The sequence below is a fragment of the Thauera sp. ZXT1-4 genome, assembly GCF_052598215.2.
This window is the reverse complement of the sequence record NZ_JBQWSN020000025.1, coordinates 1-25,128: the sequence shown is the minus strand read 5'-3', so window position 1 is coordinate 25,128 and position 25,128 is coordinate 1. Positions and strand designations below refer to the sequence as shown.

At 65.8% G+C, this 25,128-nt stretch carries 25 protein-coding genes; 8 read left to right on the top strand and 17 right to left on the bottom strand.

Going from position 1 to position 25,128, the window contains the following annotated elements:
• Nucleotides 1–35: 35 nt before the first annotated feature.
• The 5 genes from ACUH78_RS15380 to ACUH78_RS15360 all read right to left on the bottom strand — a co-directional run bounded on the left by ACUH78_RS15380 (nucleotide 36) and on the right by ACUH78_RS15360 (nucleotide 3,961).
• Complete coding sequence (locus ACUH78_RS15380; RefSeq protein WP_445333923.1) at nucleotides 36–1,490, bottom strand: alanine/glycine:cation symporter family protein; 1,455 nt, start codon at nucleotides 1,488–1,490, stop codon at nucleotides 36–38.
• An 85-nt stretch (nucleotides 1,491–1,575) separates the two neighbouring features.
• On the bottom strand, nucleotides 1,576–2,496 hold the full coding sequence (locus ACUH78_RS15375) for an MBL fold metallo-hydrolase (protein ID WP_445333924.1): 921 nt from the start codon (nucleotides 2,494–2,496) through the stop codon (nucleotides 1,576–1,578).
• On the bottom strand, nucleotides 2,493–2,690 hold the full coding sequence (locus ACUH78_RS15370) for a DUF1289 domain-containing protein (protein ID WP_418365342.1): 198 nt from the start codon (nucleotides 2,688–2,690) through the stop codon (nucleotides 2,493–2,495). The genes ACUH78_RS15375 and ACUH78_RS15370 overlap by 4 nt, the downstream gene beginning before the upstream one ends.
• Nucleotides 2,687–2,884 carry a DUF1289 domain-containing protein gene (locus ACUH78_RS15365; RefSeq protein WP_418365341.1) on the bottom strand — a complete coding sequence of 66 codons (198 nt, stop codon included), beginning with the start codon at nucleotides 2,882–2,884 and terminating at the stop codon, nucleotides 2,687–2,689. The genes ACUH78_RS15370 and ACUH78_RS15365 overlap by 4 nt, the downstream gene beginning before the upstream one ends.
• A gap of 147 nt (nucleotides 2,885–3,031) precedes the next feature.
• On the bottom strand, nucleotides 3,032–3,961 hold the full coding sequence (locus ACUH78_RS15360) for a hydroxymethylglutaryl-CoA lyase (RefSeq protein ID WP_445333925.1): 930 nt from the start codon (nucleotides 3,959–3,961) through the stop codon (nucleotides 3,032–3,034).
• A gap of 109 nt (nucleotides 3,962–4,070) precedes the next feature.
• On the opposite strand from ACUH78_RS15360, the gene ACUH78_RS15355 reads away from it, so the two are divergent.
• A complete protein-coding gene (locus ACUH78_RS15355; RefSeq protein ID WP_445333926.1) occupies nucleotides 4,071–4,670 on the top strand; it encodes a peptidoglycan recognition protein family protein in 600 nt (199 codons plus the stop codon).
• The gene (locus tag ACUH78_RS15350) at nucleotides 4,664–5,050 is read left to right on the top strand and encodes a hypothetical protein (protein ID WP_445333927.1); all 387 of its coding nucleotides are present in this window, start codon (nucleotides 4,664–4,666) and stop codon (nucleotides 5,048–5,050) included. The genes ACUH78_RS15355 and ACUH78_RS15350 overlap by 7 nt, the downstream gene beginning before the upstream one ends.
• A 155-nt stretch (nucleotides 5,051–5,205) precedes the next feature.
• On the opposite strand, the gene ACUH78_RS15345 is transcribed toward ACUH78_RS15350, so the two are convergent.
• The 5 genes from ACUH78_RS15345 to ACUH78_RS15325 form a co-directional block, all read right to left on the bottom strand.
• Entirely contained in the window at nucleotides 5,206–7,218 is a 2,013-nt protein-coding gene (locus ACUH78_RS15345) for an acetyl/propionyl/methylcrotonyl-CoA carboxylase subunit alpha (protein ID WP_445333928.1), read from the bottom strand.
• 132 nt (nucleotides 7,219–7,350) lie between these two features.
• Nucleotides 7,351–8,136: an enoyl-CoA hydratase/isomerase family protein gene (locus ACUH78_RS15340; RefSeq protein ID WP_445333929.1), complete on the bottom strand. Its 786-nt coding sequence runs from the start codon at nucleotides 8,134–8,136 to the stop codon at nucleotides 7,351–7,353.
• 11 nt (nucleotides 8,137–8,147) lie between these two features.
• On the bottom strand, nucleotides 8,148–9,755 hold the full coding sequence (locus ACUH78_RS15335) for a carboxyl transferase domain-containing protein (RefSeq protein ID WP_445333930.1): 1,608 nt from the start codon (nucleotides 9,753–9,755) through the stop codon (nucleotides 8,148–8,150).
• A gap of 115 nt (nucleotides 9,756–9,870) precedes the next feature.
• Nucleotides 9,871–10,473 (bottom strand): 2-hydroxychromene-2-carboxylate isomerase, encoded by a 603-nt coding sequence (locus ACUH78_RS15330; RefSeq protein ID WP_445333931.1) that lies wholly within the window; start codon nucleotides 10,471–10,473, stop codon nucleotides 9,871–9,873.
• Between the two features lie 20 nt (nucleotides 10,474–10,493).
• Nucleotides 10,494–11,675: an isovaleryl-CoA dehydrogenase gene (locus ACUH78_RS15325; RefSeq protein ID WP_445333932.1), complete on the bottom strand. Its 1,182-nt coding sequence runs from the start codon at nucleotides 11,673–11,675 to the stop codon at nucleotides 10,494–10,496.
• A gap of 161 nt (nucleotides 11,676–11,836) precedes the next feature.
• Between ACUH78_RS15325 and ACUH78_RS15320 the strand changes: the two genes are divergently transcribed.
• Both ACUH78_RS15320 and ACUH78_RS15315 read left to right on the top strand, forming a co-directional pair.
• Nucleotides 11,837–12,883, top strand: coding sequence for an AraC family transcriptional regulator (locus ACUH78_RS15320; protein ID WP_445333933.1), 1,047 nt, complete (start codon nucleotides 11,837–11,839; stop codon nucleotides 12,881–12,883).
• A gap of 207 nt (nucleotides 12,884–13,090) precedes the next feature.
• Entirely contained in the window at nucleotides 13,091–13,573 is a 483-nt protein-coding gene (locus ACUH78_RS15315; RefSeq protein ID WP_418365333.1) for an acyl-CoA thioesterase, read from the top strand.
• 88 nt (nucleotides 13,574–13,661) lie between these two features.
• On the opposite strand, the gene ACUH78_RS15310 is transcribed toward ACUH78_RS15315, so the two are convergent.
• The 6 genes from ACUH78_RS15310 to ACUH78_RS15285 all read right to left on the bottom strand — a co-directional run bounded on the left by ACUH78_RS15310 (nucleotide 13,662) and on the right by ACUH78_RS15285 (nucleotide 19,106).
• Nucleotides 13,662–14,354, bottom strand: a complete 693-nt coding sequence (locus ACUH78_RS15310) for a DUF3334 family protein (RefSeq protein WP_445333934.1) — start codon at nucleotides 14,352–14,354, stop codon at nucleotides 13,662–13,664.
• A gap of 150 nt (nucleotides 14,355–14,504) precedes the next feature.
• Nucleotides 14,505–15,638 (bottom strand): acyl-CoA dehydrogenase, encoded by a 1,134-nt coding sequence (locus tag ACUH78_RS15305; protein ID WP_445333935.1) that lies wholly within the window; start codon nucleotides 15,636–15,638, stop codon nucleotides 14,505–14,507.
• An 11-nt stretch (nucleotides 15,639–15,649) separates the two neighbouring features.
• Complete coding sequence (locus tag ACUH78_RS15300; protein ID WP_445333936.1) at nucleotides 15,650–16,861, bottom strand: acetyl-CoA C-acetyltransferase; 1,212 nt, start codon at nucleotides 16,859–16,861, stop codon at nucleotides 15,650–15,652.
• A 35-nt stretch (nucleotides 16,862–16,896) separates the two neighbouring features.
• Nucleotides 16,897–18,039, bottom strand: a complete 1,143-nt coding sequence (gene can / locus ACUH78_RS15295) for a carbonate dehydratase (RefSeq protein ID WP_445333937.1) — start codon at nucleotides 18,037–18,039, stop codon at nucleotides 16,897–16,899.
• A 62-nt stretch (nucleotides 18,040–18,101) separates the two neighbouring features.
• Nucleotides 18,102–18,569, bottom strand: coding sequence for a PaaI family thioesterase (locus tag ACUH78_RS15290; protein WP_418365329.1), 468 nt, complete (start codon nucleotides 18,567–18,569; stop codon nucleotides 18,102–18,104).
• Nucleotides 18,570–18,662: 93 nt separating this feature from the next.
• Entirely contained in the window at nucleotides 18,663–19,106 is a 444-nt protein-coding gene (locus ACUH78_RS15285) for a MerR family transcriptional regulator (protein ID WP_418365328.1), read from the bottom strand.
• Between the two features lie 200 nt (nucleotides 19,107–19,306).
• Here ACUH78_RS15285 and ACUH78_RS15280 point away from each other — a divergent pair, with 200 nt between their 5' ends.
• The 3 genes from ACUH78_RS15280 to ACUH78_RS15270 all read left to right on the top strand — a co-directional run bounded on the left by ACUH78_RS15280 (nucleotide 19,307) and on the right by ACUH78_RS15270 (nucleotide 22,831).
• Nucleotides 19,307–20,353, top strand: a complete 1,047-nt coding sequence (locus tag ACUH78_RS15280; RefSeq protein WP_418365327.1) for an MBL fold metallo-hydrolase — start codon at nucleotides 19,307–19,309, stop codon at nucleotides 20,351–20,353.
• Between the two features lie 33 nt (nucleotides 20,354–20,386).
• On the top strand, nucleotides 20,387–22,210 hold the full coding sequence (gene phaC, locus ACUH78_RS15275) for a class I poly(R)-hydroxyalkanoic acid synthase (RefSeq protein ID WP_418365326.1): 1,824 nt from the start codon (nucleotides 20,387–20,389) through the stop codon (nucleotides 22,208–22,210).
• 111 nt (nucleotides 22,211–22,321) lie between these two features.
• Nucleotides 22,322–22,831, top strand: a complete 510-nt coding sequence (locus ACUH78_RS15270; protein WP_418365325.1) for a putative toxin-antitoxin system toxin component, PIN family — start codon at nucleotides 22,322–22,324, stop codon at nucleotides 22,829–22,831.
• Nucleotides 22,832–22,927: 96 nt separating this feature from the next.
• Here the strand turns inward: ACUH78_RS15270 and ACUH78_RS15265 are convergent, their stop codons facing one another.
• On the bottom strand, nucleotides 22,928–23,797 hold the full coding sequence (locus tag ACUH78_RS15265; protein ID WP_510497571.1) for a helical backbone metal receptor: 870 nt from the start codon (nucleotides 23,795–23,797) through the stop codon (nucleotides 22,928–22,930).
• A 176-nt stretch (nucleotides 23,798–23,973) separates the two neighbouring features.
• On the opposite strand from ACUH78_RS15265, the gene ACUH78_RS15260 reads away from it, so the two are divergent.
• Entirely contained in the window at nucleotides 23,974–24,942 is a 969-nt protein-coding gene (locus ACUH78_RS15260) for a TAXI family TRAP transporter solute-binding subunit (protein ID WP_418365323.1), read from the top strand.
• Nucleotides 24,943–25,128 lie beyond the last annotated feature (186 nt).

Below are 25,128 nucleotides of genomic sequence, written 5' to 3'. Positions count from 1 at the left end.
GGGCCGTCGTGCATGCAGGCCGCCGCCCGCTCCGATCAGGCGTCCTGCTTGCGCTTCTCGGCGCGTGCTACCCACAGGTCGGCATTCTCGATGCCAAGCGGGCGCGGGTCGAACTGGGGCTCGAGGCGCCCCCGTGCCTGCTGTGCCTCGTAGTCCTTGAGCGCGGCGAGCGCAGGCTTCTGCAGCATGATGATGGCGACCAGGTTGAGCCAGGCCATCATGCCCACGCCGATGTCGCCAAGCCCCCAGGCCAGGTCGCTGGTTCGCACGCAGCCGTACAGTGCGGAGCCGATCAGCGCCACACGCAACACAAAGATCAGCACCTCGGAGCGCAGGTTGCGTGTCAGGTAGGCCAGGTTGGTCTCAGCGATGTAGTAGTAGGCGAGCACCGTGGTGAAGGCGAAGAAGAACAGCGCAACCGCCACGAACACCGCACCGAAGCCGGGGAGCACCTGCTCCATCGCAGCCTGAGTGAAGCCTGTGCCGGCAGTGATGTTGGCCAGCCCGGTGAACACCTGCGTGCCGTCGGCACCCGTCACGTTGTAGGTGCCGGTGATCAGGATCATGAATGCGGTGGCCGAGCACACGAACAAGGTGTCTATGTACACCGAAAATGCCTGCACCAACCCCTGCGCCGCCGGATGCGGCACCTCGGCCGCGGAGGCCGCATGCGGACCGGTGCCCTGACCTGCCTCGTTGGAATACACCCCGCGCTTGACACCCCACTGGATGGCCAGACCGATCATCGCACCGAAGCCGGCATCGAGTCCGAACGCCGAGGACAGAATCAGGCTGATGACCTCGGGCACCTTCTCCACGTTGAGTGCCACCACCACGGCCGCCGCCAGGACATAGCCCAGCGCCATGAAGGGCACGACGACCTGCGTGACCTGCGCAATGCGGCGCACGCCCCCGAAGATGATCAGCCCCAGCAGGATCACGATGATCGTGCCGGTCACCGCCGGTGCCACACCGAAAGCGTTCTGCATGCTGGCGGCAATGCTGTTGGTCTGAATGCCGGGCAGCAGCACGCCGCAGGCGATCATGGTCGCGACCGCGAACACGATCGCATAGGTACGCCAACCCAGACCCTTCTCGATGAAGTAGGCGGGGCCACCACGATACTGGCCGTGATGCTCGACCTTGTAGATCTGACCGAGCGCGGATTCGATGTATGCCGTGGCAGCACCGAGGAAGGCCACCATCCACATCCAGAAGATGGCGCCCGGACCGCCGAAGCCGATCGCGGTGGCGACACCCGCGATGTTGCCCGTTCCGACCCGGCCCGAAAGCGCGATGGTCAACGCCTGAAAGGACGAAACCCCCGCGTCCGAACTCGTGCCGCGGAACATTGCACGCACCATTTCGCCGAAATGGCGCACCTGCATGAAGCGGGTGCGGATCGAGAAATAGAGGCCCACCAGCAGGCAAAGATAGACGAGCGCAGGACTCCACACCCAGCCGTTGATCCAGTCTACGGTCTCTTGCATGACAACACTTCCGGGAAATTTAAGGGCTCGATTGTATCCGCTTGTTGCAGATCAATGAAAATCTACGCCTAGTGGAAAACCCGCATCAGGCTGCGAGGAGCAGCCCGCCCTCCCGGCGTGCCACGCCTGCACGCTCAAGCTCACCGACCACCCATGTCGCCAACGCATCGTAGTCCAGCCCCAGGAATCGGGCATTCGCAACGCGGTAGAGCGGCGTCTGCGCCAGATGGACGGGCAAGTCTTCGAGCCGCATGCTGCGGACTTCGAGCAGCTTGAAGGTAATGCAGGCGCGGATCGCGTTGCGCGCCATACGCGCACCGTCCGCCTCGAATGCACGGATGCGCGCGAAGGCCCGCTCGAGCGCGTCGTCGAACTCCGAGAAGGGCGCGCCATGCCCCGGGATCACCACATCGACCGAAAGCCGACCGATCGCCTCCAGCGTACCCCTTGCCTGCGTCAAGGCATCGTCGCTGCCCATCACCTCGGCGAAAAGGATGCCGAAACCATCGCGCCACAGCGCATCACCCGAGATCAGGATGCGGCGATCCGGGTTGTAGTAGGCGAGCGCATCCATGTCGTGGCCAGGAACGGCCAGTGCCTCCCACTCGAGCTCTCCGGCCAGAAAGCGCGCGCCCGCGCCAAGGGTCGCATCAAAACGGAACCGCTCCCCGGACTGTGCCCCGATCGAAAGCAGCAGCGCGTCCTCGTCCCACTCGGCCACGGCGCGCGCCATGCCCTCGGGAACGGTGATCGCACACCCGAACGCACGCTTCAGGCTGGCGTTACCGCCGATGTGATCGGAGTGCGAGTGCGTGTTGATCAGGCGTGCGAGCCTGCGTCCATCCAGCGACCCAGCCACCAACTGCACGGTCTGCGCAGCATGGGTCAGGTACCCGGAGTCGACCAGGGTCGCCTCGTCACCATCGAACAGCAGGACGTTGTTGGCCGAAAGCCAGCCGCGCTCAAAGATCTGCAGCGTCGAAGGCAGGCGGGCCGAGGCACTCAATCGCTGCCCTCCCCGACCTGCGCGGCGACATTGGGCGGCAGCGCCACAGGCTGGTCGGTCGCGGGCTGCAAGGCTTCGGGCGGCGCTGCGACCGGCACGCCATTGATCTCGTCCGCGGTGCGACCGCAGCCCAGGCACACGCCCGAATCCCAGTCGATCATGCACACGCCGACACAGAGCGCGTCGCCGCTCATGCGCGCGACTCCGCAGGGCTGGCCTCTGCGAGCCATTCGCGGCGCTCGGCGACAGCGGACAGGATGGCGCGGCGGTCGTCGTCGCTGGTCCGGCTCCAGCGCGTGATCTCGTCGATCGTGCGCTGGCAGCCTTCGCACCAGCCGGTGTCGGGACTCATGCGGCAGACGTTGGTGCAGGGGGACGGAATGCTCATGAACGGTCTCTGTTGGTTATGGGGGCGCGTCCTTGCGCGCCGCCTCATTGATCTGCGGCTCAATTATGAACGACTCGCGCCCCGCCCGGCCGATCTGCACCCACACCACGCGGGGTGCAGGCGAGGGCTACTCCAAAGCCGGGACGCCTAGCCGCAGGCTGCCTTCGCGCGCTTCGCGAGCACCGCACGCGCCACGCGCGAGGCGGGCTCACGGCCGAGTTGGGCGCTGACCCACGCCGCGGTATCCACCAAGGCATCAATGTCGATGCCAGTGGCGATGCCGAGGCCGTCCAGCATCCAGACCACGTCTTCGGTCGCTGCGTTCCCCGAGGCGCCCGCGGCGTAGGGGCAGCCACCCAGGCCGCCGACCGAGGCGTCGAACACCGCCACGCCCAGCTCCAGCGATGCATACACGTTGGCCACCGCCATGCCGTAGGTGTCGTGGTAGTGGCCGGCGAGCCGCTCGGACGGCACGCGCCGGATCACTGCCTCCAGCATGCGCTGGATGCTCGCCGGGGTGCCGACGCCGATGGTGTCGCCCAGCGACACCTCGTAGCAGCCCATCTCCATCAGCGTCGCCGCCACTTCCGCCACTGCCTGCGGCGCCACCGCGCCCTCGTAGGGGCAGCCGACCACGCAGGAGACGTAGCCGCGCACCTTCACGCCCGCCGCCTGCGCCGCCTCCGTCACCGGGCGGAAGCGCTCGAGCGACTCAGCGATCGAGCAGTTGATGTTCTTCTGACTGAAGGACTCGGAGGCGGCGCCGAACACCGCGACCTCGCGCGCGCCGGCCGCCAGCGCGGCCTCGAAACCCTTGAGGTTGGGGGTGAGCACCGGGTACGCGACACCGGGCGCGGCGTCCGCGAGCACGCGGGTGAGCACCTCGCTGTTGTCGCCCATCTGTGGCACCCACTTGGGCGACACGAAGGAGGTTGTCTCGATCGCCTTCAGCCCGGCGCGTTCGAGGCGGCGCACGAGCTCGACCTTGGTGTCGGTGGGAACGAGTTGCTTCTCGTTCTGCAGGCCATCGCGCGGCCCCATCTCGACGATGCGTACTTTCGATGGCACCTGTTTCATTTCACCCCTTCCAACTAGCACGTTTCCCATATGAAAAGCACTCCTACAGCATTGCAGAATTTATTCATTTGTTCTATTCTGCCTCACCTTTGTATGAAGCCATACGAGCATGACGACCTTGAACTCCGAGGGGATGTTCGTCTCCCCCAGCATCCGCCATCGCCGCTTTCACACCATAGAGCATGGCAAGCTCGATGCAATCAAAGCCATCGTCCTCCACCAAACCGACTCCAGTACCGCGGAGGCCACGTTTAACGCCTACCAGTCCGGCAGCAACGGCGCCCACTTTCTGATTGACACTGATGGTCGGATCTATCAGACGGCAAGCGCACACAAGCGTTGCTACCACGTCGGCCGTTTGATCAAGTCGCGCTGCCTTGAAATCAAGCCATTCTCGTGCGCAGATGCCGAACTGGCGAAAGCGAAAGCCCTACGTTGGGCCGCCCGAGTGAAGGAGATCGACAAGATCGAGCGCACGAAGAAATATCCGGATCGCTTTCCGGTGAACAGCGACTCGCTCGGAATCGAGCTTGTCGGCCGCCACATCAACGACACCACCTACGAAGCCGTCTCCTCCACGCAGAGCAGTTCTCTACGCTGGCTGCTCAACCTGTTGTACCAAACGTTCACCATCGGTTCCGACGACACGTTCCGCCACCCCCAAGTCTCTTACAAAAACCCTGGCGAAGCGGCGAGTGCCAAATGGTGATTCGGCTCGCCTTGGGTACCCTGCTCGTGACATCGCTTCTGGGCTGCTCCAGGCTCCCCCCCCATTCGCCCCCCCCTCAGCATCTTGACGAGGTCTTCATCAAGGATTTCCGTTCCGCCGCTCCGCTCGACTGCACCACAGCCGATGTCGCCCTCACTCACACGGAAGCCGCGATCTTCTTCAGCCGCGCCCACGCACTGAGCCCCCGCCAAATCGCCGACAATTACCCGGCGGCCCCGTGCTTCGTCGAGGGCACCCTGCTCGCAGATGGAGAACTCTGCGATTGGCGCATCACCGCGGCGGCAACCGGCCTCATTCGCTGCGGCCCGAATGAATGGCACTTCGCCTGCGACGATTGCGACGATATCCTCAGCAACTGAGCCGCCTTTTCGGCTCCCCCTCCATCGTTCATCCACGGCGACAGACCGGAACGCGCGCACGAGGCGCTCGATGCAGGGCGCGCCGGCTCTCGCGACCGCGTCGCCCCCTCGGGTCCGCGCCCTAACAAGGTGTTCGTTCGTGGTTGGCAGCTCCCTCAGGCGGCGACTTCGAACTCCACCAGCTCGGCCCCGTCGCCCACCTGGTCGCCCACGCCGAAACGGAAGGCCTTGACCGTGCCGGCGGACGGCGCGGTGATGGTGTGCTCCATCTTCATCGCCTCGAGGATCAGCAGCGGCGCACCCTTCTCCACCTTGGCGCCTTCGGCGGCGACCAGCGCGATGACCTTGCCCGGCATCGGCGCCAGCAGGCCGCCTTCGGCACCGCCGCCCTCGCCGCCGTGGTGCAGCGGGTCGACCGCGGCGAGTTGCCAGGCACGGCCCTTGGCGAAGACATGGCGGCGACCCGCAGCGGCGATCACGGTGGCGTCCATGCGGGTGCCGTCGAGCTCCACGCGCAGCAGGCCACGCGGGTTGAGCTCGCCGCGCGCCTCCACGCTGCGGCCATCGATCGTCAGCCGGTACCCGCCGGGCAGGTAGGCGACCTCGACCGTGCGGTCGGTCTCGCCGTGGCGGAACAACAGCGTGCGGCGCGCGGTGGCGTTCATGCGCCAGCCGTCGCGCGCATGCCAGGGCGAGCGGGCGTCCGCCGTGCGCTGGGCGCGCTTGTCGGCGAGCGCCGCCTCACGCAACAGCTCGGCAAGCGCGGCGATCTGCAGCACCTCGTCGGGCACGCCTTCCTCGGCCGGGAAGAGGTAGGCCTTCTCGCGCTCGATCAGGCCGGTGTCGAGGTCGGCGCCGGAGAACGCCGGGCAGGCGGTCAGGCGCGACAGGAACTCGATGTTGTTGGCCACGCCCACCACGCGGTAGTCGGCCAGCGCCTGCAGCATGCGCGCCAACGCGCGGTCGCGGTTGACGTCCCACACGATCAGCTTGGCGATCATCGGGTCGTAGTGCGGGCTGATCTCGTCGCCCTCCTCGACCCCGGTGTCGACCCGCACGTGCAGCGACTCGGCCGGCGGCGCCAGATGGACCAGCTTGCCGGTGGAGGGCAGGAAGCCCTTGGCCGGGTCCTCGGCGTAGATGCGCGCTTCGAGCGCATGGCCGCGGATCTGCAACTGCTCCTGCTCCAGAGGCAGCTTCTCGCCCGAGGCGACGCGCAGCTGCCACTCCACCAGGTCGAGCCCGGTGATCATCTCGGTGACCGGGTGCTCGACCTGCAGGCGGGTGTTCATCTCCATGAAGTAGAAGGAGCCGTCCTGCGTGAAGCTTTCACTCGCGATGAACTCCACCGTGCCGGCGCCGACGTAGCCCACTGCCTTGGCCGCATCGACCGCAGCCTTGCCCATCGCCGCACGGCGCTCAGGCGTCATGCCGGGCGCGGGCGCTTCCTCCAACACTTTCTGGTGGCGGCGCTGCACCGAGCAGTCGCGCTCGAACAGATACACCACGTTGCCGTGGGTGTCGCCGAAGACCTGGATCTCGATATGGCGCGGCTTGGTGATGTACTTCTCGACCAGCACGTGGTCGTCACCGAAGCTGGAGATCGCCTCGCGCTTGCAGGAGGCGAGCAGGTCGATGAAGTCCTCCGACTTCTCGACCAGGCGCATGCCCTTGCCACCGCCGCCGGCCGCGGCCTTGATCAGTACCGGGTAGCCGATGGCGTCGGCCTGCTGGTGCAGATACGCGGGATTCTGGTCGTCGCCATGGTAACCGGGGGTCAGCGGCACGCCGGCCGCTTCCATCAGCTTCTTGGCCTCGGACTTCGAGCCCATGGCGCGGATCGCCGACACCGGCGGGCCGATGAAGACGATGCCTTCGCGCTCGCAGGCGTGGCAGAAGTCCTCGTTCTCGGACAGGAAGCCGTAGCCGGGGTGGATGGCCTGGGCGCCGGTGGCCTTGGCCGCGGCGATGATCTTGTCGATCACCAGATAGGACTCGCGCGCCGCCGCCGGGCCGATCAGCACGGCCTCGTCGGCCAGGCGCACGTGGCGGACCTTGGCGTCAGCCTCGGAATACACCGCGACGGTCTTGATGCCCATGCGGCGGGCGGTCTTGATGACGCGGCAGGCGATTTCCCCGCGATTTGCGATCAGGATCTTGTCAAACATGGTGTCTCCAAACCTTGTGTTCTTCAGGCGGGCCGTCAGGACGATTCGCGGGCAAGCCCGCTCCCACGGCAAACAGGCGCTTAATCGATACGGGTGGGCATGCCTTCGGCGAAGCACGCCCACCGTCGCCCACTAGGTGATCCACGCCGCCGGGCGCTTGTCGAGGAAGGCGGCGAGGCCCTCCTTGGCCTCGGGCGTCACGCGCAGACTCGCGATGCGGCGCGCAGTGTCTTCCACCACCGCGTCGCTCACCGGCCGGTTAGCCACCGCGCGGATCAGATCCTTGGCCGCGGCCTGCGACTTCGGGCCGCCCTGCAGCAGCGCCTCGACCACTTCCTTGACCTTGGCGTCCAGCTCATCGGTGGCCACCGCCTCGTGCGCCAGTCCCAGCGCGGCCGCACGCGCCGCATTGATGCGCTCGGCGGTCTGGAAGTAGCGGTAGGCCTGGCGCTCGCCGATGGCGCGGATCACGTAGGGGCTGATCGCCGAGGGGATGATCCCGAACTTGACCTCGGAGGTCGCGAACACCGCGCGGTCGGAGGCGATACAGATGTCGCAGGCGCTCGCCAGCCCCATGCCGCCGCCCAGTGCCGCGCCATGCACACGTCCGATGGTGGGCTTCTTCATCTCGGCCAGGGTGCGCAGCATGCCGGCAAGCTTCATCGCGTCGGCGAAGTTCTCCGCCTCGCTCGCCTCGCCGGCGGCCTTCATCCAGTTGAGATCGGCGCCGGCGGAGAAGCTCTTGCCCCGCCCGGCCAGCACCACCGCGCGCACCGTGTCGTCGGCATCGAGCACGATGCAGGCGGCGGTGAGATCGGCGATCAGCTGCGCGTTGAAGGCGTTGTGCACGTCCGGACGGTTCATCCAGATCGTCGCCACACCGGCTTCACGGACGATTTCCAGGGTCTCGTAGCTCATGTCTGGCCCCCTTACATCCGGAACACGCCGAACTTCGTCGGCTGGATCGGCGCGTTGAGCGCCGCCGACAGCGAGAGGCCGAGGATGCGCCGCGACTGCGCCGGATCGACGACGCCGTCGTCCCACATGCGCGCGGTGGCGTAGTAGGGATGGCCCTGGAACTCGTACTGGTCGCGGATCGGCGCCTTGAAGGCCTCTTCCTCTTCCTTGCTCCAGCTGCCGCCCTTGGCCTCGATGCCGTCGCGGCGCACGGTGGACAGCACGCTCGCCGCCTGTTCGCCGCCCATCACGCTGATACGCGAATTCGGCCACATCCACAGGAAGCGCGGCGAGTAGGCGCGGCCGCACATGCCGTAGTTGCCGGCGCCGAAGGAGCCGCCGATGAGCATGGTGATCTTCGGCACCTGCACGGTGGCCACGGCCGTCACCATCTTGGCGCCGTCCTTGGCGATACCGCCGTTCTCGTACTTGCGGCCGACCATGAAGCCGGTGATGTTCTGCAGGAACAGCAGCGGAATGCCGCGCTGGCCGCACAGCTCGATGAAGTGCGCGCCCTTCTGCGCCGACTCGCCGAACAGGATGCCGTTGTTGGCGACGATGCCCACCGGGTAGCCGTGGAGCTGGGCGAAGCCGCACACCAGCGTGGTGCCGTAGCGCGCCTTGAATTCGTCGAAGCGCGAGCCATCGACCACGCGCGCGATGATCTCGCGCACGTCGAAGGGCTTGCGGGTGTCGCTGGGGATGATGCCGTAGATCTCTTCCGGGTCGTACAGCGGCTCCTCGCCCTGCCCGAGCGCGAGGTTGATCGGCTTGGTCCGGTTGAGGTTGGAGACGATGCGGCGCGCGATGTAGAGCGCGTGGGCGTCGTTCTCGGCCAGGTGGTCGGCCACGCCCGACAGGCGCGTATGCACGTCGCCGCCGCCGAGATCCTCGGCGCTCACCACCTCGCCGGTCGCCGCCTTCACCAGCGGCGGACCGCCGAGGAAGATGGTGCCCTGGTTCTTGACGATGACGGTCTCGTCCGACATCGCCGGCACGTAGGCGCCGCCCGCGGTGCACGAGCCCATCACCACCGCGATCTGCGGAATGCCCTTGGCCGACATGTTGGCCTGGTTGTAGAAGATGCGGCCAAAGTGGTCGCGGTCGGGGAAGACCTCGTCCTGCTTGGGCAGGAAGGCGCCGCCCGAGTCGACCAGGTAGATGCAGGGCAGGTTGTTCTGCTCGGCGATCTCCTGCGCGCGCAGGTGCTTCTTGACCGTCATCGGGTAGTAGGTGCCGCCCTTCACCGTGGCGTCGTTGGCCACGATCATGCATTCGACGCCCTGCACGCGGCCGATGCCGGTGATGACACCCGCGCTCGGCGCTTCGTCGTCGTACATGCCGTAGGCCGCCATCTGGCCGACTTCAAGGAAAGGCGTGCCCGGATCGAGCAGATGGCCGACGCGGTCGCGCGGCAGCAGCTTGCCGCGGGCGGTGTGCTTGGCGCGGGCCGACTCGCCGCCGCCAAGGCTGACCTGCGCCGCCTTGGCGCGAAGGTCCTCGACCTGGGTGCGCAGGCTGGCCGCGTTGGCCTGGAAGTCCTCGCTGCGCGTGTTGATGGCAGATTTGATCGTGCTCATGTCCCCTCGTCCTCGTATCTCGTCCCGCGTGGCGGATCTCGGTCGCCCCCGCAGTCCGGCCGTTACTTGATTCAGGCCCGCCCCGCGCTAACCAGCCGGCACGGCACCTCCAATGTCAGAACCCGCCCGTCTGCAACCAGCGTTCGATCTGCGGGATGCGGTCCACGCCCCAGAAAGGCTCGCCATCGATGATGACGAAGGGCGAACCGAACACGCCGCGCGCGATAGCCTGGGCACACTCATCCTTCAGCCGGTTGCGGACGGCTTCGCCGGCAAGCGCCTCGGCCAACCCGGCACGGTCGGCACCGTGGGCCGCGGCGAGGTCGAGCACCGCCGTCTCCTGCGAGATGTCGCACCCCTCGCCGAAATAGGCACGGTAGGCGGCCAGCGCAAAGGCGCGTGCTGCGACCGGGTCACGCTCGTCGAGCCAGTAGAAGGCGCGCGCCGCGATCTGGGTGCCGATCGGGAAGGCCTCGGGAATGCGGCACGACAGGCCGAGAAAACGGGCCGAGCGCTCGAAATCATGCTTCGAGTAGTCGCCCTTGAGCGGCTTCGATGGCAGCGGAACCTCGCCTGTCACCTTGTACACCGCCCCCAGCAGAAAGGGACGCCAGCGCACGCTGCGGCCGTGGGCGGCCGCCAGCGCGTCGATCTTCTCCGCCATGAAGTAACCGTAAGGCGAGGAGAAGTCGAAATAGAAGTCGATCGGCTCGGCCATGTTTCCTCTCCGTCGGAGACTCAGCGCGTCTCGGAGAACAGCTCGCGGCCGATCAGCATGCGACGGATCTCGCTGGTGCCGGCGCCGATCTCGTACAGCTTGGCGTCACGCCACAGGCGACCCACCGAATACTCGTTGGTGTAACCCACGCCGCCCAGCGCCTGGATCGCCTCGCCCGCCATCCAGGTGGCCTTCTCGGCGGTGTAGAGGATCACGCCGGCAGCGTCCTTGCGCAGCGTGCGCGCGTGGTCGGCGCGGTCGCAGGCCTGCCCCACTGCGTAGGCATAGGCGCGGCAGGCGCTCCAGGTGGAGTACATGTCGGCGATCTTGCCCTGCATGAGCTGGAACTCGCCGATCGGGGTGTCGAACTGCTTGCGCTCGTGCATGTAGGGCACGACCGCGTCCATGCACGCCGCCATGATGCCGAGCGGGCCGCCCGACAGCACCGCGCGCTCATAGTCCAGGCCCGACATCAGCACCTGCACGCCGCGGCCGATGTTGGCCTCACCGCCGAGCACGTTCTCAAGCGGCACCTCGACGTCGTCGAAGAACAGCGGATAGGTGTTGGAGCCGCGCATGCCCAGCTTGTCGAGGTGGGTGCCGCAGCTGAAGCCCTTCATGCCCTTCTCGATGATGAAGGCGGTGATGCCCTTGGGGCCGGCATTGACGTCGGTCTTGGCATAGACCACCAGGGTGTCGGCATCGCCGCCGTTGGTGATCCACATCTTGGCGCCGTTGAGGACGAAACGATCGCCCTTGCGGTCGGCACGCAGCTTCATCGACACCACGTCGGAACCGGCGTTGGGCTCGGACATCGCCAGCGCACCGACGTGCTCGCCCGAGATCAGCTTGGGCAGGTACTTCTGCTTCTGCGCCTCGGTGCCGTTGCGGCGGATCTGGTTGATGCACAGGTTGGAGTGCGCGCCGTAGGACAGGCCGACCGACGCCGAGGCACGCGAGATTTCTTCCATCGCGACGATGTGGGCCAGGTAGCCCATGTCGGTGCCGCCGTACTCCTCGCTCACCGTCATGCCATGCACGCCAAGGTCACCGAGCTTCTTCCACAGGTCGGCGGGGAACTCGTTGACGCGGTCGATCTCCGCCGCGCGCGGTGCGATCTCCGCGGCGCAGAAAGCCTGCAGCGTGTCGCGCAGCGCGTCGATGGTCTCGCCGAGGTTGAAGTTCAGGCTGGGCACGTTCATGGGGTGTCTCCTTCTCGAGGTTGTCCTGGCGCGGTGGGCGTCTTGCGCAAATCCATTATGGACGGCGCATGCCCGAGGATGGACCGAGATTAGCGGCGCACCGCGGTCCACGAGTGCCATCATGGTTGCAATTCGTGCCACGCCAGCTAGCATTGCGGCACATGAACATACTCGCCCCCTCGCCTGCGGAACTCACCCGCGGCCGCGCCGCCACACCGATCGCCTTCATTCGCGCGATCGTCACCGGGTATCGTAGCCGGGGCATGGATCCGGCCAGCGCGCTCGCGCAGGCGCAGATCTCAGCCGCCTTGCTGGACGACTCCGCCGCGCGCGTCACCGCCGCGCAGATGGAGCTGCTCTCGGGGGTGGCGATGCAGGCGCTCGATGACGAGGCCCTGGGCTGGTTCTCGCGCCGGCTCCCCTGGGGCAGCTACGGCATGCTGTGCCGCGCCTCGCTCACCGCGCCGACGCTGGAAGTAGCCCTCAAGCGCTGGTGCCGGCACCACCGCCTGCTCACAGAAGACATCGTCTTCACACTTACGCAGCGCGGGGGACTCGCCACGATCCGTGTCAGCGAAAACACAGAACTCGGTGAGCTGCGCGAGTTCTGCCTCGTCAGCACGCTGCGCTACCTGCTCGGCTACGCTTGCTGGCTGGTCGACTCGCGCATCGCGCTCACCGAGGCCACCTTCCCCTTCCCGGCCCCGGGCCATGCCGACGCCTACGCCTATCTCTTCGCTGGCCCCGCACGCTTCGCCGCAGAACCCGCATCGATCTGCTTCGACGCACGCTACCTGGCGCTCCCCGTGCGCCGCGACGAGAAGGCGCTGCAGGCCATGCTGCAACGCGCCCTGCCACTGACCGTGCGGCAGTATCGCCGCGACCGCCTGCTGGTGCACAGCGTCGCCCAACTCCTCGCCGCCGCCCCCGCCGCGGCCCACACCGCCGAGGACGTCGCCGCCCAGCTCAATACTTCAGTGCGCACCCTGCACCGGCAGCTGAAGGAAGAAGGCGTGTCCCTGCAGAAGCTGAAGAACGAGGTGCGGCGCGAGCACGCGATCAGGCTGTTGCTGCAGACACGGAAGTCGGTAAAGCAGGTCGCGGCAGCGATCGGCTTCGACAGCGAGAAGAGCTTTGCGCGCGCGTTCCGGGAGTGGACGGGGGTGGCGCCAAGCGTGTACCGGACAGACGCTGGCCCGGCACCCTAGCCCCCAGCGGGGATTGGGTCACCTCGTTGCGCTTCACGAGCACATTGTGCTCCATCACCAACTCCAGCGTCTCCAACACCACGAACACCCACTTGAAGCCTGCGTTCCAGCCTTGCGCCCCGCCTCGCCGGGGGCGACACTGCCGTGCCAGGCCGGAGACCGGCACGGCCTGGGTCGCACCTTTCTGGATCAACCCGAGACACCACAATGGACCTGCCCGCCCACCAGCTCACCATGACCGTCCTGATGACGCCCGATACCGCAAACTTCTCGGGCAAGGTCCATGGGGGCGCCATCCTCAAGCTGCTCGACCAGGTCGCCTACGCCTGTGCTGCCCGCTACGCCGGCCACTATGTCGTCACACTCAGCGTCGACCAGGTGATGTTCCGCCAGCCCATTCAGGTCGGCGAACTCGTCACCTTCCTCGCCTCGGTCAACCACACTGGCAACTCCTCGATGGAGGTGGGCATCAAGGTTGTCGCAGAAGACATCCGCGCCAAGGTCGTACGCCACGTCAATAGCTGCTTCTTCACCATGATCGCGGTCGACGATGGAGGCCGGCCAACGAGGGTGCCACCGCTGGAGCCCCGCACGCCGGACGAACGCCGGCGCTTCCGCGAAGCCGAGGTGCGCCGCGCGATGCGGCGCGAGATGGAGCGCAAGTTCGCTGAGGTGCACGGCGGGGAGTAAATCCGAGGGCGCCTGGCAGAGTTCGGCCCGGCGGTTCGGCTGTGCGTGCTGCGAAGCCTGCGCCCGGCGCGCCCCGGCCCGAGGTGCCCTACATGCCGAGCGACTTCAGGAGCTCGTCGTGATCCCCACCCTCTTGGGTGCCGTGAACCTTGCCACCGGCTGCACCGTTCGAGTTCTGCTCGAGCAAAGCATCCGGGTCGAGTACCTCATTGGCGTCGAAATCATTGAGCTTGATGAACTCGGTACGATCGACCGCAAGCTCGAGGTAGAAGATGTTGTGTTCGCCGGTGTAGAAGGTCACTCGCCGCGCCTCAGGGTTGTCGAGCTTGGTGTCGACGCTGAGAATGACCTGCTTGTTGAGGACCAGCATCTTGGGCTGATTCTGCGTGATGTGCGTCTGAAGCTCACGACCGACCTTGCCGGTGAAATCGCCGACGATCTGGTTCATCAGTTCGCCCATGACGTTGCTGACCTCATCGGCGGTGTGCGACGCAGCGAGATCGCTTTTCGACATCCCCATGCTGAGCAGGTACTTCTGATACAGCTCCATCGCAGCCTGGGCAGAGAAGTTGATGACCACCAGACCGGAGAATCCGCCATCGAACAGCACGAAGCAGCCGATGTCGGGCTTCAGGCAGGTCTTGGAGATGCGCTGGACCATTCCCGAGTAGCGGATTTCGCTCTGCGTCGCGACTGCCAGTACCTTTGCGACCGAGTCGCACAAGCTTTTCAGGAGGTCTTCGGTGCCGAAGACGACGGCGTAGTCTCGAGAGCTACTCATGAGGGGCGTCCTTGTACGCGGTGAGGAGTGGTGCCCTCTCTATAACACACTGCGGCGCCGGTGCGGGCCCGCACCATGCGGCCGCCCTGCCTGAAAGCAAGGGGCAGCCGCATGAGCGAGACCCACACAACGCCATGGCTACGGAGCCGGTCAGCCCGCCAGCGCGCGGCCGATCACCAGCTTCTGGATGTCGCTGGCGCCTTCGTAGATCTGGCACACGCGCACGTCTCGGTAGATGCGCTCGACCGGGAAGTCGGTGACGTAGCCATAGCCGCCGTGCACCTGGATGGCGTCCGAGCACACGCGCTCGGCCATCTCGGAGGCGAACAGCTTGGCCATCGAAGCCTCCTTCAGGCACGGACGGCCGGCATCCTTGAGGCTGGCGGCGTGCCACACGAGCTGGCGCGCGGCCTCCAGTTGAGTCGCCATGTCAGCGAGGCGGAAGTTCACCGCCTGATGCTCGAAGATCGGCTTGCCGAAGCTCTCGCGCTCCTGCGCGTATTTCACCGCCGCTTCCAGCGCGGCGCGCGCCATGCCCAGGCATTGCGCCGCGATGCCGATACGGCCGGCTTCGAGGTTGGACAGCGCGATCCGGTAACCTTCGCCTTCCGCACCGATCACCGAGTCGGCCGGGATGCGGCAGTTCTCGAACAGGATCTGGGTGGTGTCGGACGCCTTCTGGCCCATCTTCTCCTCGATGCGGCCAACCTGGTAGCCCGGTGCGTTCGCCGGCACCAGGAAGCAGGTGATGCCCTTCTTGCCGGCGGCCTTGTCGGTCACCGCGAACACGATGGCGACATCGGCGTGCTTGCCGGTGGTGATGAACTGCTTGACGCCGTTCAGCACCCACTCGTTGCCTTCGCGCACCGCGGAAGTGCGGATGGCCGACGCATCCGAGCCCACGTGCGGCTCGGTGAGGCAGAAGCAGCCGAGCTTCTCGCCACGGGCGAGCGGCTTCAGCCAGGTTTCCTTCTGGGCATCGGTGCCGAAGCGGTTGATGATCCCGCAGGGCAGCGAGTTCTGCACGCTGACGATGGTCGACGTGGCACCGTCGCCGGCGGCGATCTCTTCCAGCGTCAGCACCAGGCTCATGTAGTCCATGCCGGCCCCGCCCCACTCCTCGGGCACCACCATGCCGAGCGCACCGAGTTCGGCAAGCTCGTTCAGCGCCTCGCGCGGGAAGGTGTGGTTGCGGTCCCATTCGGCGGCGAAGGGGGCCAGGCGCTCCTGCGCGAAGGCGCGCATCGAGTCGCGGATGAGTTCCTGTTCCTGAGTCAGAATCATGTTGCGCCCCCTTAACCGCCGCAGCCCACCGCGGCATCGACCTCGATCGCCATCGCCGTCGCCTCGCCACCGCCGATGCACAGGCTGGCCACGCCACGCTTGAGGCCGCGCTTGCGCAGCGCGCCGATCAGCGAGACCAGGATGCGCGCGCCCGAGGCGCCGATCGGATGGCCCAGCGCGCAGGCACCGCCATTGACGTTGACCTTGTCGTGCGACAGCTTCATTTCGTGCATCGCCGCCATGGTGACGACCGCGAAGGCCTCGTTGATCTCCCACAGATCGACGTCGTCGGTCGACCAGCCGGCCTTGGCCAGCACCTTCTGCATCGCACCCACCGGAGCCGTCGTGAACCAGGCTGGCGCCTGCGCATGGGTGGCGTGGCCGACGATGGTCGCGACCGGCTTGAGGCCCAGCTTGTCGGCGGTGGACTTGCGCATCAGCACCAGCGCCGCGGCACCGTCCGAGATCGAGCTCGAGTTGGCCGGCGTGACTGTACCGTCCTTCTTGAACGCAGGCTTCAGGCCCGGGATCTTGTCGATCTGCGCCTTCAGCGGCTGCTCGTCCTTGTCGACGACAACGTCGCCCTTGCGGCCGGACACGGTGACCGGCACCATCTCCCAGGTGAAGTCGCCGTTGTTGATCGCGGCCTGCGCGCGCGTGGTCGAGGCGATGGCGAACTCGTCCTGCGCCTGGCGGCTGAAGCTGAAGTGGCTGGCGCACTCCTCGGCGAAGGTGCCCATCAGGCGGCCCTTGTTCTCCTTGGAGTAGCTGTCTTCCAGGCCGTCGAGGAACATGTGATCGAACATCTGGCCGTGACCGAGGCGATAGCCGCCGCGCGCCTTGGGCAGCAGGTAGGGCGCGTTGGACATGGATTCCATGCCGCCGGCGACCATCACCTCGTTGCTGCCTGCCAGGATCAGGTCGTGGGCGAGCATGGTGGCCTTCATGCCCGAGCCGCACACCTTGTTGATGGTGGTGCAGCCGGCCGACAGCGGCAGGCCGGCGCCGAGCGCGGCCTGGCGGGCGGGCGCCTGGCCCAGACCGGCGGGCAGCACGCAACCCATGATGACTTCTTCGACCTGCTCGGCCTTGAGGCCGGCGCGCTCGACCGCCGCCTGGATGGCGATGGCGCCGAGTTGCGGTGTGGTCAGGCTGGACAACTCGCCCTGGAAGCCGCCCAGCGGGGTACGGGCGACGGAAACGATGACGACGGGATCGGACATGCAGTTCTCCTGTTGAATGCGTAAGAGGTTGGCGCTCAATCACCGAGCGCTTCGAGGGCCGCGGCATAGCGCGGCAAGAGGTCGTCGGGACGGCTGACGTTGAGTCCCAGGTCATGGATACGGCCATCCTTGAGGCCATAGATCCAGCCATGCACGGTCAGCCGCTGGCCGCGCTGCCAGGCGTCCTGCACGACCACGGTCTGCGCGACGTTGGCCACCTGCTCAATGACATTGAGTTCGCACAAGCGAGCGTGACGACGCTCGGGTGGCAGCGTGTCAACCGCCTGCAGGTGGCGTACATGCACATCCTGCACATGGCGCAGCCACAGGTCGGTCAGCCCGACCCGAGTACGTTCGAGTGCTGCCTTTACACCGCCGCAGCCATAGTGGCCAACCACCATGATGTGCTTCACCTTGAGCACATCGACCGCGTACTGAATTACCGCCAATGCGTTGAGGTCTGTGTGCACAACGACGTTGGCGATGTTGCGGTGGACGAAGACCTCGCCCGGCAACAGGCCGACGATCTGGTTGGCAGGTACGCGGGAGTCAGAGCAACCGATCCACAGATACTCAGGCGCCTGCAGCTGCGCCAGCTTGCCGAAGAAGCCAGGGTCGATCTGCTGCATCTGGCGCGACCACGCCTGGTTGTAGTCGAAGAGATGGAACAGGTTCTCGTTGTTGACCTCGTCCTCCGACCAGTTCTCCAGGTCGAGGGTCAGGAAGATCGTCCCCTCCACCGGAGAGGGGTAGTAGGCAGGCACTTCCTTGAAGCCAAGCTCACGGTAAAGCTTCACCGCGATCCGCATCGCCGGGACGGTATCGAGCAGGATGCGGCGGTAGCCGAGCAGGTGCGCGGCCTTGATCGCAGCGAGGGCCAACTTGCGCCCGACGCCCAGGCCGCGAAAGGCTGGATCGACGTAGAGCCGCTTCATCTCGCACACACCTTCGGAGAAGCGGCGGATGCCCACGCAGCCGGCGGGCTTGCCATCGACCTCGGCGTAGAACAGACGGCCATCTGCCTCGCCGTAGGCACCGGGCAGGTTCGCAACCTCATCGGCAAAGCCCTGATAGCTCAGATCCACGCCGAGCCAGGCCGCGTATTGGCGGAAGAACCCGCGCACATGTCCGAGTTCGGTAGCGTCCGCAGCGGTGAGAACACAAAGGCGCGAAGGCATCGCTCACGCCCCCCAGGAACCAGGATTCAGATACGGGCCTGCGCATCTGCAGACTGGGCACATCATGCGTCACGCTCCTTGCGGCCGTGCATGGCCATGATCGTCTGCTGCATCACGGCGCACAGGGTCCACTTCTCGTCACGCACCGCGAAAACCTCCGCGTGGGTGATGATCAGGGTGCGTCCGGGCTTGATGACCTCGCCCCGCGCAACCAGGCGCTGGCCGTCGGCAGGCGCGACCAGGTTGAGCTTGTACTCCACGGTAAGCACGCTGGTGTCGGGCGGGGTCAGCGTGTTGGCCGCATACCCCGCGGCCGAGTCAGCGATCATGCCAACAACCCCGCCATGAATGAAGCCGTGCTGCTGGGTGATCTCCGCACGATGCGGCAGATGGATTTCGGTGTAGCCCGGTTCGACCACCACCAGTTGTGCGCCGATCAGGGTCATCGCGTGCTGAAGGGCGAAGCTCGACCGGACCCGCTCTGCGTAGGCAGGGTCACGTGGCTGGAATGGCTGCATCTCTGCTCGCATCGTTCGTCTCCTTCTTGTATCGGTATTTTCTTTGTTTTAACGTTTACGTCAACGTAAATCACACTTCACACCAATGGAGCCAACCTGACCCGATCAGGCCGTCCCGACCCGATCGATGCAGCGCGCCAGCTCCGCCTTGGCCGCTGCAGCGCCTTCCGCGTTGTCGCCAAGCAGAGCCTGGCACTGGCGCTCGATCATGTCGATCTCCTCCAGGACCGCTTCGATGTCGCGGCGCTGCTGCTCGAGCGACGCACGCCGCTCGGCCAGCACGCGCAGAAATCGTTCGAGTTGCGGCACGGAATCCTGTACGCCACCGTACATGCCCAGCAACTCGCGGATCTCGGCCAGCGAAAGCCCCAGCCGCTTGCCACGCAAGGTAAGCTTCAGTCGGGTACGATCGGCCTTGGTATAGACGCGGGCACGCCCGGCCCTGGCTGGTGTGAGCAGCCCCTGGTCTTCGTAAAAGCGGATTGCACGAGGCGTAATGCCGAATTCGCGCGCAAGCTCGGTGATCGTGTAGGTTTGTTCGTTGACCATGCTCGGTCGGCGCAACCCGCAGGCCCATGCGGACAATGCGCTGCAGTGCCTTGTTTTGCTAGCCGATTAAAGAAAAATCGATCCGAAGTTAATCAGATTCCAGTCAATTGGGCAATCGAGCTCCACGACCGGACCGCATCGGCTGCGCCCCAGCACGCCCAATGCGCGCACCATCCCCGACATCGACACAGGACACCCCCATGATCGAGAACACCGGCCCCGCACTCGCCTTTCCCTTCGATACCCTGCCTGCCTCGGGTGAAACCATCCCCGTCGCACCGGGCGTACGCTGGCTGCGCATGCGCCTGCCGTTCGCGCTCGACCACATCAACCTCTGGCTGCTGGACGACGGCGACAGCCTCGCCGTGATCGACTGCGGCTATGCCCTCGACGATACCCGTGCAGCATGGGACGCCGTGCTGGCCGCGGACGGACGACCGGTGCGGCGTGTGGTCGTCACCCACCACCACCCCGACCACATCGGCCTGGCGAGCTGGCTGGCCGCGCGCGACGGCGCCCGCATCGAGATGACCCAGGGCGAGTTTCTGGCCGCGCAAGCGATCTGGCATCAACTGCCCGGCTATTGCGTCACGGACATGCTCGCGCAGTTCGCCAGCCATGGCCTCCGGGATGCGCGGCACGACGCGCTGTCCCGCCGCGGCAATGCCTACCGCCATGGCGCACCCGCGCTGCCTGCGAGCTTTCACCGCCTCTTCGCCGACGACAGCCTGCGCATCGGGGCACACGAATGGCGGGTGATCATCGGCCACGGCCACGCACCCGAACATGCGAGCCTGTATTGCGCCGAGCTCGGCGTGCTCATTTCGGGCGACATGCTGCTGCCGCGCATCTCCACCAACGTCAGCGTCTATGCCGCCACCCCGCATGACGATCCACTGGGCTGGTTCCTCAAGTCATTGAGGGAATTGTGCACCTTGCCGGCCGATACGCTCGTGCTACCATCGCACGGCAAACCATTCAAGGGTATCCAGGCCCGGGTGGAGCAGCTGGCCGCACACCATCGCGAACGCTGCGAGCTTCTGCTGGCCGCCTGCGGCACGCCGAAGACTGCAGCGGAATTGCTGTCGACGCTGTTTCCCCGCGAGCTGGACACCCATCAGGTCATGTTCGCCATGGGGGAGGCCATTGCCCACCTCAACCATCTCGAGACTCAGGGAGCGCTCTCGAGACGGATCGAAGCGGACGGACTGATTCGTTTCACCCCTAACTTCACTCTTAACCGATAACCCCGCCCCGCCAGCAACAGGAGCCCGTACGAGATGGCTGCACCCACCAACGAGACCCCCAAGTGCGACCTGCCCGACCCGCAGGAAGTCGCCAAGACCTACGCTGAAGTCGCCCGCCGCGCCTCGCACCTGATCAACGAACACGTGCACCGCCAGCTCAAGAAGGGCGTCTCGGCACCAGCCGACGAGCTCGGCATCGCACAGGCCTTCATGGACATGATGGCCAAGCTGCTGGCCAACCCCTACAAGCTCGCCCAGGCACAGATGAACCTGGTCTGGGACTACTTCTCGCTCTGGCAACAATCGATGATGCGCGTGGCCGGCCTCAACGCCACCCCGATCGCCACGCCCGAGAAAACCGACAAGCGCTTCAAGGACGAGGAATGGGAAGAGCACTTCCTGTTCGACTTCATCAAGCAGTCCTATCTCATCGCCGCACGCCACATTCACGACACCGTCAGCGGTGTCGACGGCCTCGACGAACAGACGCAGAAGAAGGTCACCTTCTACACCCGCCAGTACATCGACGCCCTGTCGCCATCCAACTTCGCGATGACCAACCCCGAGGTCTTCCGCGAGACCGTCAAGAGCCACGGCCAGAATCTGCTCAAGGGTCTCAACAACCTGCTGCGCGACGTCGAGGACGGCGGCGGCAACCTGCGCGTCAGGATGACCGACACCACGGCCTTCGAGCTGGGCAAGAATGTCGCCACCACGCCGGGCAAGGTGGTGTTCCAGACCGAGATGATGCAGCTGCTGCAATACACCCCGAGCACCGAAAAGGCGCTCAAGAAGCCGCTGCTGATCGTTCCGCCCTGGATCAACAAGTTCTACATCCTCGACCTGCGCGAAAAGAATTCGTACATCAAGTGGGCTGTCGACCAGGGCCACACGGTGTTCGTGATCTCCTGGGTGAACCCGGACGAGCGCCTGGCCGCGAAGAGCTTCGACGCCTACGTCAAGGAAGGCATCATCGCCGCCCTCGACGCGATCGAGCAGCAAACCGGCGAAAAGGAGGTCAATGCCGCGGGCTATTGCCTGGGCGGCACGCTGCTCGCCACATCGCTCGCCTATCTGGCGGCGAAACGGCAGAAGCGCATCGCCTCGGCCACCTTCTTCACCACCATGACCGACTTCACCGATCCGGGCGAACTCGGCGTGTTCATCGACGAAGGCCAGGTCACCAGCCTCGAGAAGAAGATGTTCGAGCGCGGCTATCTGGAAGGCTCGGAGATGGCCGGCACCTTCAACATGCTGCGGGCCAACGACCTGATCTGGTCCTTCGTGGTGAACAACTACCTGATGGGCAAGGACCCGTTCCCGTTCGACCTGCTGTACTGGAACTCGGACTCCACCCGCATGCCCGCCACCATGCACAGTTTCTACCTGCGCAAGATGTACATGGAAAACCGCCTCATCGAGCCGGGCGGCATCGAGATCGACGGCACCCCGATCGACCTCGGCAAGATCAAGGTGCCGTGCTACTTCATCTCCACGATCGAAGACCACATCGCACCGTGGAAGAGCACCTATATGGGCGCCCGTCGCTTCGGCGGCCCGACCCGCTTCGTGCTCGGCGGCTCCGGCCACATCGCCGGCATCGTCAACCCGCCCGCCGCGAACAAGTACGGCTACTGGCTCAACCCCACCGCCAAACTGCCGGAAACAGCTGACGCTTGGCTCGAGGGCAGCCAGCAACATCCGGGGTCGTGGTGGACCGACTGGCAGGCCTGGGTCACTGCGCACGACAACGAGCAGGTCGACGCACGCGACCCCGCCAGCGGAAAGCTGAAGGCGCTAGAGGATGCACCGGGAAGCTTCGTCAAGATTCGCATCGACGCCACGGCCGCAAGCTGAGAATCGCAGCACTGAAGCGGGGAGGGGCAACCCTCCCCGTTTTTCCGTTTACCGGTGCGCGTTACCCTGCCTCGCGCCCCCTGACTACCCCGCCCCTCCACGCTCCCGGACGTGACCGCGCCTCCCACCCCTCTGCTCTCGCCTGACGCCCTTGTTGCGGCACCGCCGCCGGGCCTTGTGCTCGACACCAATGCCGTGCTCGCCCTATGGATGTTCCGCGACCCGGCGCTCCGCGGGCTGCGCGACTGGATCGAGGCCGCAAATTGCCGTTTGTTCAGCCGTGAAGATGCGCTGGAGGAGTTGCGGCGCGTGCTCGCCTACCGCCAGTTCGCTCAGGGCGAAGCAGCACAGGCAAGCCTCCTCGCCGCATACTGCGCCCGCGTCACGCTCGCCACAGAAACGCGAGACGTCGCCGACGCGATGGCGAGACCTTTGCCGCGCTGCAGTGACGCAGACGACCAGAAGTTCCTCGAAATCGCCTGGGCAAGCCAGGCCAAACACCTGCTGACACGCGACAAGGCGCTGCTCCGCCTGCGTCGCCACGTGGCCATCCGACCGTACTTCGCTGTCGAAACGCCGGAACGCTTCCAGCAGACGGTCACCGCCGCAGCAGGCGCCTGAACCTGCCCCGGCGCCGAGGTAGGCGCCCTGAATGCAGGCGCCCCTGTCGCAAGCGCCCGGTCGCAATCACCCTTATCGCTGGCAGGCAGACTACGCTCAGGCGCCCACCGCAAGGCTGCGGCGCAGTGCGCAGAGCCAGCGCACCCCCCTGGCCGCACGGCTGCCGTACCAGGACACCATCTCGCCGTCCACCAGCGCCGCCGGCCGCCCGGCCAGACCCGCCACCTCGCCGATATGTGCGTCACGGAAACGATAGGGCTCGGTGGACAGCAGCACGCGCTCGACCCCAAGCAGCCACGGCGCGTCCCAGGTGAAGGCTGGGTAGCGCGCGGCACCCGTCTCCCCACCCGCCACTTCCGGCAGCGTATGCCAGCCGACCGCGGCAAGGGTCGCGGCGATGTAGGTATCACGCGCGACGGTCATCCACGGCTCACGCCAGATCAGGTACAGCACCGCTTCATCCGGCACCTCCGTGCGCAACGCCGACGCCTCGGCCAGCGCCGCACGCAGATCCTCGCCGAGCTGCAGGGCCGCCCGCTCAGCCCCGAAGACGCCGCCAAGCAGATGGAAGAGCGCCAGATTGTCGAGTGGCGTACCGGGATGGGTAACGATGATGTTCGGCACGAAGGCTGCGAGTTCTTCGACCGTCTCGCGCCGATTCTCGTCCATGTTGACCAGCACATGTGTCGGCGAAAGCGCGCGCACGCGCTCGATCCGGACGTCCTTGGTGCCACCAACCTTGGGGACGGTACGCACCGCATCACGAGGATGCACGCAGAACCCCGTCCGCCCTACCAGTTGATCGCCCAGCCCAAGATCGAACAACAGTTCCGTGAGCGATGGTACCAGCGACACGATGCGCGCCGATGTGCCCGCATACGCATGCTGCGTCCCCGCCGCGTCAATCAGCCCAACAAGACTCGTCGGGCACGCCCGAGCCCCGGCACCAGCGGCCGTGGGCCCCATATCGTTGTTTCCGTTCATGCACCGATTCTAGCGCGACACCACCCCCTCTTCGGGAAACCCCGAGTGCCCGCATCGCACGTTTTGTGGGATGCTTCGCCCCAACGAACCCGCGGCGCATGTGTCGCCATGGCCCCGAGCCGATCGCCGGCTCGTCAATTCACTCACAGGAGAGCTTCATGAAGAAACTGACCGCCCTGGCAGCCGCCTTCGCACTTGTCGGCACCCTTGGGGCAGCGCCTGCGCACGCCCAGCAGAAGTTCGTCACCATCGGCACCGGGGGCGTGACCGGCGTGTATTACGCCGCCGGCGGCGCAATCTGCCGCCTGATCAACAAGGACCGTGCCCAGCACGGCTTCCGCTGCTCGGTCGAAAGCACCGGCGGTTCGGTATACAACGTCAACACCATCAAGGCAGGCGAGCTCGACTTCGGCGTCTCGCAGTCCGATATCCAGTACAACGCCCTGAACGGCGAAGTCCAGTTCAAGGACAGCGGGGCCTTCGCCGACCTGCGCTCCGTGTTCTCGCTTCATGGCGAGCCGCTGACCGTGCTCGCGCGCAAGGAAGCCAACATCACCAAGATGGAAGACTTCAAGGGCAAGCGCTTCAACATCGGCAATCCGGGCTCGGGCCAGCGCGCCACACTCGAGGTGCTGCTGCCGGCCATGGGCATGAGCTTCTCCGATTTCTCGCTTGCCTCCGAGCTCAAACCCGACGAGCACGGCGCAGCCCTGTGCGACAACAAGATCGACGGCTTCGCCTACGTCGTCGGCCACCCGGCCGCCAACATCCAGGATCCGACCACCACCTGCGGCGCCAAGCTGGTGAACGTCGCCGGCGAAGGCGTAGACAAGATCCTCGCCCAGTACCCCTACTTCGCCCCGGCCACCATCCCGGGTGGCATGTATGCCGGCAATCCCGAGTCGACCCAGACCTTCGGCGTGGTTGCGAGCATCGTGACCTCTGCCAAGGTATCCCCGGACGCGGTTTACACCATGGTCAAGGCCGTGTTCGAGAACTTCGAGGACTTCAAGAAGCTGCATCCGGCTTTTTCCAACCTTGAACCGCAGAAGATGATCAAGGACGGCATGTCCGCACCGCTGCACGAGGGTGCGGTGAAGTACTACAAGGAAAAAGGCTGGATGTAATTCCTCCTTGCGGCGCCCTGGGGCAGAGCGCCGTACCCTGTAGCAGAAGCGGCGGCGGGCCCCGGCTCCCCGCCGTTTTTGTCCCTGAGTGCATGGATTCGAGGCAGCGCACATGAACCGCCAGGACGAAAACAAGGCCAGCTTCGAGCTGTCCGACGAAGAACTGCAGAAGATCGTCGCCGAGGC

Bases quoted from the DNA above. Each gene is read 5' to 3' on its own strand.
- ACUH78_RS15380 (WP_445333923.1), bottom strand. From the start codon at position 1,490: ATGCAAGAGACCGTAGACTGGATCAACGGCTGGGTGTGGAGTCCTGCG.
- ACUH78_RS15370 (WP_418365342.1), bottom strand. From the start codon at position 2,690: ATGAGCGGCGACGCGCTCTGTGTCGGCGTGTGCATGATCGACTGGGAT.
- ACUH78_RS15365 (WP_418365341.1), bottom strand. From the start codon at position 2,884: ATGAGCATTCCGTCCCCCTGCACCAACGTCTGCCGCATGAGTCCCGAC.
- ACUH78_RS15360 (WP_445333925.1), bottom strand. From the start codon at position 3,961: ATGAAACAGGTGCCATCGAAAGTACGCATCGTCGAGATGGGGCCGCGC.
- ACUH78_RS15355 (WP_445333926.1), top strand. From the start codon at position 4,071: ATGACGACCTTGAACTCCGAGGGGATGTTCGTCTCCCCCAGCATCCGC.
- ACUH78_RS15350 (WP_445333927.1), top strand. From the start codon at position 4,664: ATGGTGATTCGGCTCGCCTTGGGTACCCTGCTCGTGACATCGCTTCTG.
- ACUH78_RS15345 (WP_445333928.1), bottom strand. From the start codon at position 7,218: ATGTTTGACAAGATCCTGATCGCAAATCGCGGGGAAATCGCCTGCCGC.
- ACUH78_RS15340 (WP_445333929.1), bottom strand. From the start codon at position 8,136: ATGAGCTACGAGACCCTGGAAATCGTCCGTGAAGCCGGTGTGGCGACG.
- ACUH78_RS15335 (WP_445333930.1), bottom strand. From the start codon at position 9,755: ATGAGCACGATCAAATCTGCCATCAACACGCGCAGCGAGGACTTCCAG.
- ACUH78_RS15330 (WP_445333931.1), bottom strand. From the start codon at position 10,473: ATGGCCGAGCCGATCGACTTCTATTTCGACTTCTCCTCGCCTTACGGT.
- ACUH78_RS15325 (WP_445333932.1), bottom strand. From the start codon at position 11,675: ATGAACGTGCCCAGCCTGAACTTCAACCTCGGCGAGACCATCGACGCG.
- ACUH78_RS15320 (WP_445333933.1), top strand. From the start codon at position 11,837: ATGAACATACTCGCCCCCTCGCCTGCGGAACTCACCCGCGGCCGCGCC.
- ACUH78_RS15315 (WP_418365333.1), top strand. From the start codon at position 13,091: ATGGACCTGCCCGCCCACCAGCTCACCATGACCGTCCTGATGACGCCC.
- ACUH78_RS15310 (WP_445333934.1), bottom strand. From the start codon at position 14,354: ATGAGTAGCTCTCGAGACTACGCCGTCGTCTTCGGCACCGAAGACCTC.
- ACUH78_RS15305 (WP_445333935.1), bottom strand. From the start codon at position 15,638: ATGATTCTGACTCAGGAACAGGAACTCATCCGCGACTCGATGCGCGCC.
- ACUH78_RS15300 (WP_445333936.1), bottom strand. From the start codon at position 16,861: ATGTCCGATCCCGTCGTCATCGTTTCCGTCGCCCGTACCCCGCTGGGC.
- can (WP_445333937.1), bottom strand. From the start codon at position 18,039: ATGCCTTCGCGCCTTTGTGTTCTCACCGCTGCGGACGCTACCGAACTC.
- ACUH78_RS15290 (WP_418365329.1), bottom strand. From the start codon at position 18,569: ATGCGAGCAGAGATGCAGCCATTCCAGCCACGTGACCCTGCCTACGCA.
- ACUH78_RS15285 (WP_418365328.1), bottom strand. From the start codon at position 19,106: ATGGTCAACGAACAAACCTACACGATCACCGAGCTTGCGCGCGAATTC.
- ACUH78_RS15280 (WP_418365327.1), top strand. From the start codon at position 19,307: ATGATCGAGAACACCGGCCCCGCACTCGCCTTTCCCTTCGATACCCTG.
- phaC (WP_418365326.1), top strand. From the start codon at position 20,387: ATGGCTGCACCCACCAACGAGACCCCCAAGTGCGACCTGCCCGACCCG.
- ACUH78_RS15265 (WP_510497571.1), bottom strand. From the start codon at position 23,797: ATGGGGCCCACGGCCGCTGGTGCCGGGGCTCGGGCGTGCCCGACGAGT.
- ACUH78_RS15260 (WP_418365323.1), top strand. From the start codon at position 23,974: ATGAAGAAACTGACCGCCCTGGCAGCCGCCTTCGCACTTGTCGGCACC.